The organism is Pseudomonas sp. GW821-FHT02B10 (genome assembly GCF_059421865.1).
Map to the genome: position 1 here is coordinate 136,320 of NZ_JBWKVU010000002.1, position 14,708 is coordinate 151,027.

Consider the following 14,708-nt stretch of genomic DNA (forward strand, 5'->3'; position numbering starts at 1 on the left):
TCCAGCTATGAGTAGCGGACGTATCGTTCAAATCATCGGCGCCGTTATCGACGTGGAATTTCCACGCGACAGCGTACCGAGCATCTACGACGCCTTGAAGGTTCAAGGCGCCGAAACCACTCTGGAAGTTCAGCAGCAGCTGGGCGACGGCGTGGTACGTACCATTGCGATGGGCTCCACCGAGGGCTTGAAGCGCGGTCTGGACGTCAACAACACTGGCGCAGCCATCTCCGTACCGGTCGGTAAAGCGACCCTGGGCCGGATCATGGACGTACTGGGCAACCCGATCGACGAAGCTGGCCCGATCGGCGAAGAAGAGCGTTGGGGCATTCACCGTCCTGCGCCGTCCTTCGCTGAACAAGCTGGTGGCAACGACCTCCTGGAAACCGGCATCAAGGTTATCGATCTGGTTTGTCCGTTCGCCAAGGGCGGTAAAGTTGGTCTGTTCGGTGGTGCCGGTGTGGGCAAGACCGTAAACATGATGGAACTGATCCGTAACATCGCCATCGAGCACAGCGGTTATTCCGTGTTCGCCGGTGTGGGTGAGCGTACTCGTGAGGGTAACGACTTCTACCACGAGATGAAGGATTCCAACGTTCTGGACAAAGTGGCACTGGTATACGGCCAGATGAACGAGCCGCCGGGAAACCGTCTGCGCGTAGCTCTGACCGGCCTGACCATGGCCGAGAAGTTCCGTGACGAAGGTAACGACGTTCTGCTGTTCGTCGACAACATCTATCGTTACACCCTGGCCGGTACCGAAGTATCCGCACTGCTGGGCCGTATGCCTTCCGCAGTAGGTTACCAGCCGACCCTGGCTGAAGAGATGGGCGTTCTGCAAGAACGTATCACTTCGACCAAGCAAGGCTCGATCACCTCGATCCAAGCGGTATACGTACCTGCGGACGACTTGACCGACCCGTCGCCAGCGACCACCTTCGCCCACTTGGACGCCACCGTCGTACTGTCCCGTGACATCGCTTCCCTGGGTATCTACCCAGCGGTAGATCCACTGGACTCGACTTCCCGTCAGCTGGACCCGAACGTGATCGGCAACGAGCACTACGAAACCGCTCGCGGCGTTCAGTACGTGCTGCAGCGCTACAAAGAGCTGAAGGACATCATTGCGATCCTGGGTATGGACGAACTGTCCGAAGCCGACAAGCAACTGGTATCCCGCGCTCGTAAGATCCAGCGCTTCCTGTCGCAGCCGTTCTTCGTGGCTGAAGTCTTCACTGGTTCTCCAGGCAAATACGTTTCCCTGAAAGACACCATCGCTGGCTTCAAAGGCATCCTCAACGGTGACTACGACCACCTGCCAGAACAAGCGTTCTACATGGTCGGCGGCATCGAAGAAGCGATCGAGAAAGCCAAGAAACTGTAATCCCGGCGCCCGGCAACGGGCGCTAATTTAGGTTGAGGCAAGCAGATGGCTATGACAGTCCATTGCGATATCGTCAGCGCGGAAGGAGAAATCTTCTCCGGTCTGGTCGAGATGGTGATCGCACACGGCGAGCTGGGGGATCTTGGTATCGCCCTGGGTCACGCTCCGCTGATCACTAATCTGAAACCAGGTCCGATCCGCTTGATCAAGCAGGGCGGGGAAACCGAGGTGTTCTACATCTCCGGTGGTTTCCTCGAGGTTCAGCCGAACATGGTCAAGGTTCTTGCCGACACCGTGCAGCGTGCTGCCGACCTGGACGAAGCCTCCGCTCAGGAAGCCGTCAAGGCTGCTGAGAAGGCCCTGAATGAAAAAGGCGCAGATTTCGACTACGGTTCTGCTGCTGCACGTCTGGCCGAGGCCGCAGCCCAGCTGCGCACCGTCCAGCAGATCCGCAAGAAGTTCGGCGGCTAAGCCGCGGGATTTCCGCGTGATTGATTAAAAAGGGTAGCCTCGGCTACCCTTTTTCTTTTTCTGCAATTCACCTCATGGTCGCAGTCGCTGACCACCCAGGATTGGTAGCCAGTCATGTCTCTCGAAATCGTTATTCTCGCTGCCGGTCAAGGCACTCGCATGCGTTCGTCGTTGCCGAAAGTGCTGCACCCGGTGGCGGGCAACTCCATGCTGGGGCATGTTATCCACAGCGCTCGGCAACTCGATCCACAGCGTATCCATGTCGTCATTGGTCACGGTGCCGATGCGGTGCGTGAGCGCCTGGCGGCGGACGACCTGAATTTCGTGCTGCAGGACAAGCAGCTGGGTACTGGTCACGCCACCGCCCAGGCGGTGCCGTTCATTACCGCCGATACCGTGCTGATTCTCTACGGTGACGTGCCGCTGATCGAAGTCGAAACCCTGCAGCGCTTGCTCAAGCACGTTGTTCCCGGGCAAATGGGATTGCTGACCGTGGAGCTGGACGACCCGACCGGGTATGGCCGGATCGTTCGCGATGCCGACGGCAGGGTAGCAGCCATTGTCGAGCACAAGGACGCCAGCGAAGCGCAACGCGCTATCACCGAAGGCAACACCGGCATCCTTGCCGTGCCGGCCAATCGCCTTGCCGACTGGATGAGTCGTCTGTCGAATAACAACGCCCAGGGCGAGTATTACCTGACTGACGTGATCGAGATGGCGGTCAGCGATGGTTTGTTGGTGGCCACCGAGCAACCGCACGATCCGATGGAAGTGCAGGGCGCCAACGATCGCAAGCAGCTGTCCGAGCTGGAGCGTCATTACCAGTTGCGCGAAGGTCGGCTCCTGATGGCTCAGGGCGTGACCCTGCGCGACCCGGCACGTTTCGATGTGCGCGGTGAAGTGACGGTGGGCCGCGACGTGCTGATCGACATCAACGTGATTCTCGAAGGCCGCGTGGTCATCGAGGACGACGTGGTGATCGGCCCGAACTGCGTGATCAAGGACAGCACCCTGCGCAAGGGCGTGGTGATCAAGGCCAACAGCCATATCGAAGGTGCGGTACTGGGTGAAGGCAGCGATGCCGGTCCGTTCGCCCGCCTGCGCCAGGGCACTGTTCTCGAAGCCCGTGCCCATGTGGGTAACTTTGTCGAGTTGAAGAACGCACGCATGGGCGAGGGCGCCAAGGCCGGGCACCTGGCCTACCTGGGCGATGCCGAGATCGGTGCGCGCAGCAACATCGGCGCCGGCACCATTACCTGCAACTACGATGGCGCCAACAAACATCGGACGGTGCTGGGCGAAGACGTCTTCATCGGTTCCAACAACTCGTTGGTGGCACCTGTGGATATCCGGGATGGCGCGACCACGGCGGCCGGTTCCACCATCAACCAGACTGTGGAAAAAGCCCAGCTGGCCGTGGCCCGCGCCCGACAGAAGAACATCGACGGCTGGAAACGCCCGGTGAAAATCAAGAAGAGCTGAGTTATCCACAGCCGATGCAAGGTCGGTGCTGTTCGCTCTGCCTATCGTGAGCAAACTCGCGGCTACAGGATTGATACCCATCCTTCTGTGGCCGCGAAGCGTCATCCCTATGGATAATTCCTTCAGGCTGTTATCCACAGCATTTTTTTCATTTCCCTTGCTTGACGAATTTCCGGCAATAGGTTTTGATTGCTTCCGTTATCTTTCGAATCGAAACTTAAGTGCTCATGTCGAAACGCAATACGCCCCAGCGCCGTCACAACATTCTGGCCTTGCTCAATGAACAGGGCGAGGTGAGCGTGGATGAGCTGGCTAAACGCTTCGAAACTTCGGAAGTTACGATCCGCAAGGACCTGGCGGCCCTGGAGAGCAACGGCTTGTTGCTGCGGCGCTACGGCGGCGCGATCACCATGCCGCAGGAACTGGTTGGCGATATCGGCCAGCCAGTCTCCCCCTATAAACAAGCCATCGCCCGTGCGGCGGTTGCACGGATTCGCGAACACGCCCGCATCATTATCGACAGTGGCAGTACCACCGCGGCCATGATTCCCGAACTCGGTCAGCAGCCGGGCCTGGTGGTCATGACCAACTCGCTGCATGTGGCCAATGCCCTGAGCGAACTGGAGCACGAGCCGGTGCTGTTGATGACCGGCGGTACCTGGGACCCTCACTCCGAGTCGTTCCAGGGGCAGGTCGCCGAGCAGGTATTGCGCTCCTACGACTTCGACCAGCTGTTTATCGGTGCCGACGGCATCGACCTGGCGCGCGGGACCACCACCTTCAATGAGTTGCTCGGCCTGAGCCGGGTGATGGCCGAGGTGGCGCGGGAAGTCGTGGTGATGGTCGAGGCCGACAAGATCGGCCGCAAGATTCCCAACCTGGAACTGCCCTGGAGCAGCGTCCATACCCTTATTACCGATGATCGCCTGCCTGCAGAGGCCCGCGACCAGATTCAGGCCCGCGGCATTACGCTGATTTGCGCGGCAGTCATCTAGGAGAGAAACCATGTGTGGAATTGTTGGCGCCGTTGCTGAACGGAATATCACGCCCATCCTGCTCGAAGGCCTCAAGCGTCTCGAATACCGCGGCTACGACAGTGCCGGGGTGGCGGTCCTGACCAACGATGGCAAGCTCGAGCGCCTGCGTCGTCCGGGCAAGGTCAGCGAGCTGGAACAGGCCTTGGCCGGCGCGCCGCTGGTCGGTCGCCTGGGCATCGCCCACACCCGCTGGGCCACTCACGGCGCGCCATGCGAGCGTAACGCCCACCCGCATTTCTCCGGCGACCTGGCGGTGGTGCACAACGGCATCATCGAGAACCATGAAGCCCTGCGCGAGCAGCTCAAAGGCCTGGGCTACGTGTTCACCTCGGACACCGACACCGAAGTCATCGCCCACCTGCTGGATCACAAACTCAAGGACCTGGGCGACCTGACCGTGGCCCTGAAAGCCACCGTCAAGGAACTGCATGGCGCCTATGGCCTGGCCGTGATCAGCGCCAGCCAGCCGGACCGCCTGGTCGCCGCCCGCAGTGGCAGTCCGCTGGTGATCGGCCTGGGCCTGGGGGAAAACTTCCTGGCTTCCGACCAACTGGCCCTGCGTCAGGTAACCGACCGCTTCATGTACCTGGAAGAGGGCGATATCGCCGAGATTCGCCGCGACAGCGTGCAGATCTGGGATGTCGACGGCAAAGCGGTCGAGCGTGAAGCCGTGCAATACCGTGATGGCGCCGAGGCCGCCGAGAAAGGCGAGTTCCGCCACTTCATGCTCAAGGAAATCCACGAGCAGCCAGCCGTGGTGCAACGCACCCTCGAAGGCCGCCTGAGCCCGAACCAGGTGCTGGTCCAGGCTTTCGGCCCACAGGCCGCCGAGCTGTTCGCCAAGGTGCGCAACGTGCAGATCGTCGCCTGCGGCACCAGCTACCACGCCGGCATGGTTGCCCGTTACTGGCTGGAAGAGTTGGCCGGGATTCCGTGCCAGGTCGAAGTGGCCAGCGAGTTCCGCTACCGCAAGGTGGTGGTGCAGCCGGATACCCTGTTCGTGACCATTTCCCAGTCCGGCGAAACCGCCGACACCCTGGCCGCCCTGCGTAATGCCAAGGAGCTGGGTTTCCTCGCCAGCCTGGCGATCTGCAACGTCGGTATCAGCTCGCTGGTGCGTGAGTCCGACCTGACCCTGCTGACTCAGGCCGGTCGTGAAATCGGCGTGGCATCGACCAAAGCCTTCACCACCCAGCTGGTGGGCCTGCTGTTGCTGACCCTGTCCCTGGGCCAGGTCCGCGGCACCCTGGGCGAAGGCGTCGAAGCCACCCTGGTGGAAGAACTGCGGCGCTTGCCGACCCGCCTGGGCGAAGCTCTGGCGATGGACAGCACGGTGGAAAAAATCGCCGAGCTGTTCGCCGAGAAGCACCACACCCTGTTCCTCGGGCGTGGGGCGCAATTCCCGGTGGCGATGGAAGGGGCACTCAAGCTCAAGGAAATCTCCTACATCCACGCCGAAGCCTACCCGGCCGGCGAGCTCAAGCACGGTCCGCTGGCCCTTGTGGATAACGACATGCCCGTCGTCACCGTGGCGCCGAACAACGAGTTGCTGGAGAAGCTCAAGTCCAACCTGCAGGAAGTCCGCGCCCGTGGCGGCGAGCTGATCGTCTTTGCCGACGAGCAGGCCGGCATGACCAACGGCGAGGGCACGCATGTTATCCACATGCCGCATATCCACGACATCCTGTCGCCGATCCTCTACACCATCCCCCTGCAATTGCTGTCGTATTACGTGGCGGTACTCAAGGGCACTGACGTCGACCAGCCGCGAAACCTGGCCAAGTCGGTGACGGTGGAGTGAGTTATCCACAGCCGGCTGATTTTTCGGCCCGGCCGACGCTTTGACAACGGGCCTATATGGCCCGTTGCCTTATGTCCGGATTATTCAAAACAATATGATGAAACGATATAGCAACTGATTTGCGCTCCGAAAAAGGCTGATCTATACCTCCAAGCCACACATTGATGAGGTGTGTGCAAAGCAAGGGCTCACGGAACCGGAGCTCCTGCATAACAAGGGATAGAAACAGCGCTTCAAGGATGATTCAGCCATGCATGCGTATCGGCATTTCGGTCGTTGTTCCGTTTTTAAACGAAGCCACAATTCTTCGATCCAGGTTTTCGGCCAGGTTGCTCATTGCCACCGGCGTTCGATTCGACTTGGTTCCCCTCCTTCCTATTGCCTTCGCGGCGCTATCCCTTCTGTCCATCACGCTTCTATGACTCCTCGGCATCAGCCGGGTGTCGGCGTGTGGCGAGAAACATCCGAGTGTTCCACCCGGGTGACCCTGGGCAACAGCCCGAACGGACTCTGTAAAGGTGATCCGTTGTTCTGAGGCAATCCTGCCTCGATTGAAGCGAATGTCGGACCGGATCGGCTCACCCCGCAGGTGACCCGAAGCGGATCCCGTGTAGTCGTTCGTCCAACCTTTTCATGACGCAGTACCCACTTTTCCAGGATGGAGATGGTTATGACTGTACTCAGAGTTGGCATCGTCGGTCTCGGCGCGCAGATGCAAGAAAACCTGCTGCCCACGCTTCTGCAAATGCCGGATATTCGCATCGTCGCCGTGTGCGACAGCGACCTGACCCGCGCCGGACAGATTCACCGTTTCATTTCCGAGGTCGCGATCACCGACGACTTCGATGAGATGCTCGATACCGCTGCGCTGGATGCGGTGGTCATGGCGTGCCCGCCCCAGGCGCACCGCGACCTGGCGATCAAGGCAATGGCCAAGGGCGTGCATGTCTTCGTCGAGAAGCCGCCGTGCTTCACCCTCGCCGAGCTCGAATACCTGATCGGCGCGGCGCGCCAGGCCCAGGTGGTCACTGGCGTGGGCATGAACTTCAAATATGCCAAGCCCATGCGCCAGCTGCGCGATATGACGCGCACCGAGCAGTTCGGCAAGGTCGTGCACATCCAGCTCAACCACTATGCGAGCAAACCCACCGCGCCGCTGTGGGGGCTGGATTCCACGCTGCGTTCGTTCCTGCTGGCCCAGGCGATTCACACCATCGACCTTGGCGTGACCTTCGGCGGCGGCGAATTGCGCGATATCGAATCCCGGGTCCAGCGCCACGAGGACTCGCTGCTGGTGAGCCTGGAGCTCGGTTTCAGCTCCGGCGCGACGGTCAGCCTGCTGAGCGGGACGATGTTCCCGTACTTCGAATTCGACATGAAGATCGTCAGCTCCAATTCGATGATGGTCGAGCTCAACAACCTGTGGAACATCACCCTGCACGAACCGGTGCATGGCACCGGGGCAACCGGCACCGCCAAGCGCTGGCGCGGCGCGTGGCAGCCAGGGCCGCTGGATTCGGGTTATGAGCGCAGCGGTTATTTCGGCGAACTGGAGAAGTTCTTCGACGCGGTGCGCAACCGTACGCCTTACGAGGCCAGCTTCGAGAGCCTGCTGCCGACCTTCCGGGTGATCGAGCAGATCTGTCATGCCGACAGCGCCCGCGCCGATGTCGCCCCCGTGCTTGCCCTCCATTCCACCCATGCCGCCAAGTCCCCAGCCTTTCTCGGAGCCCAGACCAATGTCCTCTAATCTCTCCAGCGCCGCCCGCATCTCCGTTTCCGACAAATACCGTCCGGTGTACGCCGACGATCTGCTGACCTTGCAGAACACCCTGGAGCGGCCGCTGTCCGGCACCAGCGATGTGGTGGGCGAATACGAGGTCAAGCTGGCGGCCTGGTTCGAGGCGCGGCATGCGATCGCGGTCTCCTCGGGTGGCGCGGCCCTGAGCGTGGCGATCTACGCCGCCGGCGTCGGTCCCGGCGACGACGTCCTGCTGACGCCGAGCTGCCCGCTGTGCACCATCTATCCGATCATCGCCGCGGGCGCCAACCCGATCTTCGTCGACACCCGCCGTCACGGTTTCGGCGCCGATCCGGAATCGATCAAGGCCCGCATCACCCCGCGGACCCGGGCGATCATCGATATTCCGATGTGGGGCTACCCCACCGAAGTCGATGAGCTGCAAGGCCTGACCCGCGAGCTGGGGATCAAGCTGATCCTCGACCTGGCGCATTCCCATGGCAGCACCCTCAATGGCCGGCCGCTGTCGGCCTACGGCGACCTGTCGTGCTTCAGCACCCACGAACGCAAGCCGCTGGCCACCGGCGAGGGCGGATTCATCCTCACCGACGACGACCAACTGGCCCAGCGTTGCCGCGACTACAGCCGCTTCGGCAACCTCAACGGCAAGGACTTCGGCCTCAACTACAAGCTGGCCGCGCTGCCTGCCGCCCTGGGTGCCAACCGCCTGGACTCGCTGGCCGCGCAGATCGAGCAGCGCCGCGCCAATGCCACCTACTTCCTGCAGCAGCTCGACCACAGCAAGGTGCGGGAAAAGGTCATCATCGAGGGCGGACGGACCAACTACTACTTCCTCAACCTGGAGCTGCATTTCGCCGACAACCGGGCCTTCATCGATTACCTGGACGAGGCGGGCATCCCGTCGGACATCAAGCGCTACGGCTGCAAGGCACTCTACGAGTTCCCGGCGCTGGCCCAGTACCGCAACGACTGCCCCAACGCCGAGGCGCTGCTGGCCAGCATGACCACCATCCCGGTCCATCCGGACATCACCCGCGCCGAACTGGACTACATGGCCGAACGGATCAACCAGTACGGGGCCGCATGATGACGGACGTTCTTGATCGTTCGACCCTGGACCGGCATTTCACGGCCTCGGCGTTCGTGTTGAACCCCGACCGCAAGATGCTCCTGCTGCACCACCGCAAGCTGGGGGTCTGGCTGTATCCGGGCGGCCATATCGAGCAGGGGGAAACCCCTGATGTGGCGGTGCTGCGCGAGATCTACGAAGAAACCGGGATTCACGCCGTCCTGCTGGGCGAGCGTGACCTGGAACTGGCCGATGCCGAGACCGATGTCACTGTGTTGCACCAGCCTTACCGGATCCTCTGCGAATTCATCGATGACAAGCGCGGGCCGCATTACCACCTGGACCTGATCTACCTCACCGCCACCGACCTGCGGGCTTGCCCGCCGGAGCGCGAGGTGGAAAACGCGCGCTTCTTCAGCCGCCAGGAAACCGCCGAGCTGAAGATGTTCCCCAACTTCCGGCGCATGGTGGACCGGGTGTTCGCCGATGCCGAGGTGTGGGACATGGTCGGCCGGAAGGTGGCGCCATGAACCAGGCCCTTGCTCAACAGGGCCGGGTCATCGCGGACAAGTGCGGCCACGATACCCCCGACGATGTGCCCGAGCTGCAACGCGCCCTGGCGACAGGGCTGACCGGCACCTCGCAGATCGTCGAGGACTACGAGACCGCGCTCGCCGTGTTGTACGGCGTGCGTCATGTGATCGCCGTGTCGTCGGGGGCCGCTTCGGTCACCGCGGCGCTGGCCGGCGTGCGGTTCCAGCCGGGGGACGAAGTGATAGTCGCGCCCACGTGCCCGATCTGCACCGTCCTGCCGATCCTGTCCCTGGGCCTGGTCCCGGTGTTCTGCGATGTGGCGCCGGACAACTTCGGGCTCGACCCGGATGACCTGCAACGCTGCATCGGCCCGCGCACCTGTGCGGTGATCGAGGTGCCGATGTGGGGGTACCCGATCGCCTCGCATACCACCTGGGCCACCACGCGCCAGGCCGGTATCCCGCTGATCCAGGACCTGGCCCATGCGCACCTGACGCGCCTGAACGGCAGCTGGCTGGCGCAGCATGGCGACATCAGCTGCTTCAGCACCCACGACTGCAAGTTCATGTCCACCGGTGAGGGCGGTTTTGTCATGACCGATGACGACGAGCGCGCCAGCCGTATCCGCGCCTACACCCGTTTCGGCAACCTCACCGGCGAAACCCTGGGCATCAACCTCAAGCTCGGCGGCCTGCAGGCCGCCCTCGGGCTGGCGCGTTCGCGGCAGCTGGAAAGCCGCTTGCACCAGCGCCAGGCCAACCGCCGGCAGCTGCTGGAGCTACTGGACAACCCGGCGATCCGCGAACTGCCGCTGACCCCCGGTGGAGAGGCCAACGCCTATGCCTTGCTGTTGCAGGCGGTGGGGCACGACGGGCGTGAACTGGTGCACTACCAGCAGCGTCACGGCATCCCTTCGGACATCGGCAAGTACGACAACCAGCCGCTGTACCAGCTGCCGCTGCTGGCGCAGTACCGCCGCGATTGCCCCAACGCCGCCCGGTTGCTGCGTTCGCTGACCACGGTGCCGCTGCACCCGGGCCTGGCGGGCGACGACCTGGCCTACATTGCAAAGGTGCTCAATGACTACTCCCCAGCCTGATACCGCCACGGGCGGTCGACATGCCGTGGTCATCGGCGGCAGCGTGACGGGCTGCCTGACGGCCGCGGTCCTGGCCCGGCGTTTCCAGCGGGTCACGGTGATCGAGAAGAGCGATTTCTTCGACGAGACCGGCCCGCGCCAGAGCCTGCCCCAGGAGCATCACGTCCACCTGTTGCTGCTGCGTGGCAAGCAGATCATCGAAGGCATCTTCCCCGGCACCTTGAGCGCCCTGGAGCAGGGCGGCGCGCAGGTGGCCGACCTGGGTCACGACGTGAAGTGGTACCAGGGCGGGCGTTGGAAAAACCGCTACCGCAGTGGCATTTATGCCCATTACTGCAGCCGGCGGCTGATCGACAACCAGCTGCGCCGGGCCCTGCTCGGCGTGCTGAACGTCGAGGTGCTGTCCAGCACCCGGGTCACGCAGATCGAGTTCACCGGGGTCGATCCTTCCCGGCGGGTCGAGGCGGTGACCGTCGACGATGGCCACGGCGAGCGGACGCTGCGCTGCGACCTGCTGGTCGACGCCAGCGGGCGTGGCACGCGCTTGCCGACGTGGCTGAAAGAGGCCGGCTTCGGCGAGGTCGAGACCAGCGTGGTCAAGACCGAGCTGGGTTATGCGTCGCGCATCTACCGGCGTCTTCCGGCCTATGCCGAGCAGTGGCAGGTCCTGCTGGTGCTGCCCAAGGCGCCGTTGCAGCGTTCCATGGGAGTGATCAGCCCGATCGAAGGCGACCGCTGGATGGTCACCACTGGTGGCTGGTTCGGTCACTTTCCCGGCAACGACCCGCAGGAGTTCCTGCAGGCGCTGGCGGCGCTGCCGGTGCCGGATATCCATGAGGTGATCCGCGACGCCGAGCCGCTGTCGCCGGTCTACACCTTCAAGATGCCCGGCAGTCGCCGCACGCACTTCGATCGGGTCGAGCACTGGCCGGCCGGGCTGCTGGTGGTCGGCGATGCCTTGAGCAGCATGAACCCGCTGTACAGCCAAGGCATGACCATCGGCGCGCTGGAGGCCGATTGCATCGACCGCCACATCGACCAGGTATTGCAGGGCGGCCAGGGCTTTCGCCAATTGCAGGGACGCCTGTGCGAAGTGGTCGATGGCGCCTGGAGCATGGCCACCACCGAAGACTTCCGCTTTCCCGAAACCGTAGGCCAGCGCAGTTGGCGCACGCGATTCCATCATTGGTACGGCGCCGGCCTGGGCCAGGTCTCGGCGAACAATCGGCGGGCTCTGGAAACCCAGATTGGCGTGACCAACCTGGTGATGGAGCCGAGCAAGCTCTACACACCGGCGATCGCCTCGCGCATTGCCCTCAACGCCCTTCTTGCGGAGAAAACCCGACCATGATCGATGATCGACTGCACTTCTCGGGGATCGAACACCTGGTCTTCGACTGGAACGGCACCCTGATCGACGACATCGCCCTGGCGGTCAGCGCGGTCAATCGCTGTGGCGAGCGCTATGCGGTGCCGCCCATCGATGCCGTGCGCTACCGCGCGCTGTTCGACTTTCCGATTGCCGATTTCTACGCCTCCCTGGGGTTCGACCTGCAGCGCACGCCCTTTGCGCGAATCGTCGAGCACTACCTGGAGCATTTCGATACGAATGTCGCGCAGTGCCCGCTGCACGATGGGGTATTCGAGGTCCTGGAGGCAGCGCGCAATGCCGGTATCGGCGTCTCCATCGTGTCCGCCTCGCATTGCGACGTGCTGCGCAAGACCCTGGAAGCCAAGGGCCTGCTCGGGCATTTCGAGCATGTCGTGGGGCTGAGCCACAACCAGGCCACCAGCAAGACCGCCGAGGCCCTGATGCTGCAGGAGAAGCTCGGCACACCGGCCGGGCGCACCCTGTTCATCGGCGACACCCTGCACGACTACGACGTGGCGCGGGCCGTCGGCTGGCAGCCGCTGCTGGTCAGCACCGGCCATCAGGACCTCAACCGCCTGCGACAGGCCGACGCCCCGGTCTTCGGTGGGTTGGGCGAACTGCTGGGCCATTACGCCAGTGACGAGCGGCGCGCCGTCGTTCACGAGGGAGCCTGATCATGGACACCGAGCACATTGTCCTGTTGGGCCTGATCGCTGCTTCGCTGCTGTTGCGCGCGCTGGTGGCGTTCTATTACCGCGATGCGCAGCGGGTGCTGCGCCTGCTCAAGCTGATACCGCGCCTGGAGGGGCGGCGGGAGCAGTACTACCGCCCGCTGGATACCTGGTTCGCGCCGCTGCCCTTTGTCTGGACGTGGCTGGATATAGTCGCCGCGGTGCAGGCGGCGTCGATCTACTCGTCGCCGCTGGCCTGGCTGGCCGTGCTGCTGTGGAGCGGCGGGCGCATGCGCGCGTTGCAGGAGTTCGGGCACAACGCGGTGCACTTTGCCCTGTGTCGCCACCATGCCTGGCAATGGTGGCTGAGCAACGTGTTCTACCAGTTCCCGATGTTCAAGCGCGACATGCGCAGCCGGCACCAGACCCACACCCTGGAACACCATCGCCACCCCAACCATCCGCAACTCGACCCCAACCGCGCCCGGGTGCATGCCGGCGGCTATGTGGCGGGCCTGTCGCCCAGCGGTTTCTATGCGCTGTTGCTGTACCCGCTGACCCCCCGCGGGGCCTGGGTCAATCTCACCACCCTGGTGCGCAGCAGCCTGCTCAACCACTCACGCCTGACCACCCTGGTGCGGTGCCTGAGCGTGGCGGCGGTGGCGGCGTTGCTGTACGCCTTCGGTGGCTGGAAAGGCGTGTTGTTCGGCTGGTTGCTGCCGTTGCTGACGTCCTATCCGGTGTTTGCCTGGATCTCGCTGCTGACCGAACACCGCTGGTTCATCGAAGGCACCGCGCGCAATCGCCGCGAGCTGGAATACCTGGCGGGCCGGCCCACTGATTACTTCGGGGTTTCCGGCTGGCTGGTGCGGGTATTCATCGCCCCGACGTCCGACGCCTATCACCTGGCGCATTCCCTGTATCCCGGCGTGCGCTGGAACTACCTGCCGGCGATCGACCGGCACCTGAAGATCCACGAACCGCGCTACAGCAGCAACGCCAGCGAAGGCTTGCTGTTGCCTCGCGGCAATGCGCCCACGGCCCTGTCCGAACTCTATGAGCGCCTGGTGTGCACCGAACACGAACCGTCCCCCCTGAAGTCGAGAGGTAGCCTGTGACCCATTCCACTCCAACCCAGCACGTTCAACGTATCGGCATCATCGGCGGCAGCGGCCTGCAACAGCTGCCAGGCCTGCAGGACATTCAGCAAGTGGAATGCACGACCGCCTTCGGCACGCCGTCGTCGCCGCTCACCCTGGGCACGCTCAATGGCGTGCCCGTGGCCTTTGTGCAACGGCATGGCGTGGGGCATGTGATTCCGCCGGCCTCGATCAATGCCCGGGCCAACATCGCCGCGCTGCGCAGCGTCGGTTGCACGCAATTGCTGTCGGTCAGCGCGGTGGGCAGCCTGACCCACGACGCGCCTCCCGGCAGCTTTGTGCTGATCGACCAGTACATCGACCGCACCATCCAGCGGGAAAAAACCTTTTTCGGCCCCGGGCTGGTCGGCCATGTGCCCTTTGGCGAGCCGGTCTGCGCGCGCATGCGTGGCGTGCTCGCCGAGAGTGCCGAGGCCACTGATATCCAGGCGCGCAACGGCGGCACCTACGTGGTCATGGAAGGCCCGCAGTTCTCCACCCGCGCCGAGTCCCACCTGTACCGCCAGTGGGGCGGCACGGTGATCGGCATGACCGCGATGCCCGAAGCCAAGCTGGCCCGCGAGGCCGAGCTTTGCTACGCGATGATTGCCATTCCGACCGATTTCGACTGCTGGCACGAATCCCACGAGCCGGTGAACGCCACCCTGGTGGCGCAACGCATGGCGGACACCTTCAACCTGACCCGGCGCCTGGTGACCGAAGCCGTGACGCGCCTGGGCCGGCATGCCGGTGCCTGCCCCTGCGGTTGCGACCGCGCCCTGGACACCGCGGTGATGACCGCGCCCGAGCACCGGGACCCGCGCATGGTCGAGCGTCTGTTGAGCGTTGCGCCCCATGCCACTCATCTCTCTGCGAGCAAGGAATAA

13 protein-coding genes are annotated in these 14,708 nt (G+C 63.3%); all 13 read left to right on the forward strand.

The window, feature by feature from the left end; genetic code table 11:
* Window positions 1-7: 7 nt before the first annotated feature.
* The 13 genes from atpD to mtnP all read left to right on the forward strand — a co-directional run bounded on the left by atpD (window position 8) and on the right by mtnP (window position 14,708).
* Complete coding sequence (gene atpD, locus AC07VU_RS04450; RefSeq protein WP_007924510.1) at window positions 8-1,384, forward strand: F0F1 ATP synthase subunit beta; 1,377 nt, start codon at window positions 8-10, stop codon at window positions 1,382-1,384.
* Between the two features lie 45 nt (window positions 1,385-1,429).
* Window positions 1,430-1,855, forward strand: a complete 426-nt coding sequence (locus tag AC07VU_RS04455) for a F0F1 ATP synthase subunit epsilon (RefSeq protein ID WP_007924512.1) — start codon at window positions 1,430-1,432, stop codon at window positions 1,853-1,855.
* 114 nt (window positions 1,856-1,969) lie between these two features.
* A complete protein-coding gene (gene glmU, locus AC07VU_RS04460) occupies window positions 1,970-3,337 on the forward strand; it encodes a bifunctional UDP-N-acetylglucosamine diphosphorylase/glucosamine-1-phosphate N-acetyltransferase GlmU (RefSeq protein ID WP_495029548.1) in 1,368 nt (455 codons plus the stop codon).
* Window positions 3,338-3,564: 227 nt separating this feature from the next.
* Window positions 3,565-4,332: a DeoR/GlpR family DNA-binding transcription regulator gene (locus tag AC07VU_RS04465; protein WP_495029549.1), complete on the forward strand. Its 768-nt coding sequence runs from the start codon at window positions 3,565-3,567 to the stop codon at window positions 4,330-4,332.
* Window positions 4,333-4,342: 10 nt separating this feature from the next.
* Window positions 4,343-6,175 (forward strand): glutamine--fructose-6-phosphate transaminase (isomerizing), encoded by a 1,833-nt coding sequence (gene glmS / locus AC07VU_RS04470; protein ID WP_495029550.1) that lies wholly within the window; start codon window positions 4,343-4,345, stop codon window positions 6,173-6,175.
* A 670-nt stretch (window positions 6,176-6,845) separates the two neighbouring features.
* Window positions 6,846-7,925, forward strand: coding sequence for a Gfo/Idh/MocA family protein (locus AC07VU_RS04475; RefSeq protein WP_007924527.1), 1,080 nt, complete (start codon window positions 6,846-6,848; stop codon window positions 7,923-7,925).
* A complete protein-coding gene (locus AC07VU_RS04480) occupies window positions 7,915-9,024 on the forward strand; it encodes a DegT/DnrJ/EryC1/StrS family aminotransferase (RefSeq protein ID WP_087087343.1) in 1,110 nt (369 codons plus the stop codon). The genes AC07VU_RS04475 and AC07VU_RS04480 overlap by 11 nt, the downstream gene beginning before the upstream one ends.
* Window positions 9,024-9,536, forward strand: a complete 513-nt coding sequence (locus AC07VU_RS04485; protein ID WP_495029551.1) for an NUDIX hydrolase — start codon at window positions 9,024-9,026, stop codon at window positions 9,534-9,536. The genes AC07VU_RS04480 and AC07VU_RS04485 overlap by 1 nt, the downstream gene beginning before the upstream one ends.
* Complete coding sequence (locus AC07VU_RS04490) at window positions 9,533-10,639, forward strand: DegT/DnrJ/EryC1/StrS family aminotransferase (protein ID WP_495029552.1); 1,107 nt, start codon at window positions 9,533-9,535, stop codon at window positions 10,637-10,639. Before AC07VU_RS04485 ends, AC07VU_RS04490 begins: the two co-directional genes overlap by 4 nt.
* A complete protein-coding gene (locus AC07VU_RS04495; RefSeq protein ID WP_092421483.1) occupies window positions 10,620-11,990 on the forward strand; it encodes an NAD(P)/FAD-dependent oxidoreductase in 1,371 nt (456 codons plus the stop codon). Before AC07VU_RS04490 ends, AC07VU_RS04495 begins: the two co-directional genes overlap by 20 nt.
* The gene (locus tag AC07VU_RS04500; RefSeq protein WP_495029553.1) at window positions 11,987-12,685 is read left to right on the forward strand and encodes an HAD family hydrolase; all 699 of its coding nucleotides are present in this window, start codon (window positions 11,987-11,989) and stop codon (window positions 12,683-12,685) included. The genes AC07VU_RS04495 and AC07VU_RS04500 overlap by 4 nt, the downstream gene beginning before the upstream one ends.
* A gap of 2 nt (window positions 12,686-12,687) precedes the next feature.
* The gene (locus AC07VU_RS04505; RefSeq protein ID WP_274305081.1) at window positions 12,688-13,800 is read left to right on the forward strand and encodes a fatty acid desaturase family protein; all 1,113 of its coding nucleotides are present in this window, start codon (window positions 12,688-12,690) and stop codon (window positions 13,798-13,800) included.
* Complete coding sequence (gene mtnP / locus AC07VU_RS04510) at window positions 13,797-14,708, forward strand: S-methyl-5'-thioadenosine phosphorylase (RefSeq protein WP_277589899.1); 912 nt, start codon at window positions 13,797-13,799, stop codon at window positions 14,706-14,708. Before AC07VU_RS04505 ends, mtnP begins: the two co-directional genes overlap by 4 nt.

Bases quoted from the DNA above. Each gene is read 5' to 3' on its own strand.
- atpD (WP_007924510.1), top strand. From the start codon at position 8: ATGAGTAGCGGACGTATCGTTCAAATCATCGGCGCCGTTATCGACGTG.
- AC07VU_RS04455 (WP_007924512.1), top strand. From the start codon at position 1,430: ATGGCTATGACAGTCCATTGCGATATCGTCAGCGCGGAAGGAGAAATC.
- glmU (WP_495029548.1), top strand. From the start codon at position 1,970: ATGTCTCTCGAAATCGTTATTCTCGCTGCCGGTCAAGGCACTCGCATG.
- AC07VU_RS04465 (WP_495029549.1), top strand. From the start codon at position 3,565: ATGTCGAAACGCAATACGCCCCAGCGCCGTCACAACATTCTGGCCTTG.
- glmS (WP_495029550.1), top strand. From the start codon at position 4,343: ATGTGTGGAATTGTTGGCGCCGTTGCTGAACGGAATATCACGCCCATC.
- AC07VU_RS04475 (WP_007924527.1), top strand. From the start codon at position 6,846: ATGACTGTACTCAGAGTTGGCATCGTCGGTCTCGGCGCGCAGATGCAA.
- AC07VU_RS04480 (WP_087087343.1), top strand. From the start codon at position 7,915: ATGTCCTCTAATCTCTCCAGCGCCGCCCGCATCTCCGTTTCCGACAAA.
- AC07VU_RS04485 (WP_495029551.1), top strand. From the start codon at position 9,024: ATGACGGACGTTCTTGATCGTTCGACCCTGGACCGGCATTTCACGGCC.
- AC07VU_RS04490 (WP_495029552.1), top strand. From the start codon at position 9,533: ATGAACCAGGCCCTTGCTCAACAGGGCCGGGTCATCGCGGACAAGTGC.
- AC07VU_RS04495 (WP_092421483.1), top strand. From the start codon at position 10,620: ATGACTACTCCCCAGCCTGATACCGCCACGGGCGGTCGACATGCCGTG.
- AC07VU_RS04500 (WP_495029553.1), top strand. From the start codon at position 11,987: ATGATCGATGATCGACTGCACTTCTCGGGGATCGAACACCTGGTCTTC.
- AC07VU_RS04505 (WP_274305081.1), top strand. From the start codon at position 12,688: ATGGACACCGAGCACATTGTCCTGTTGGGCCTGATCGCTGCTTCGCTG.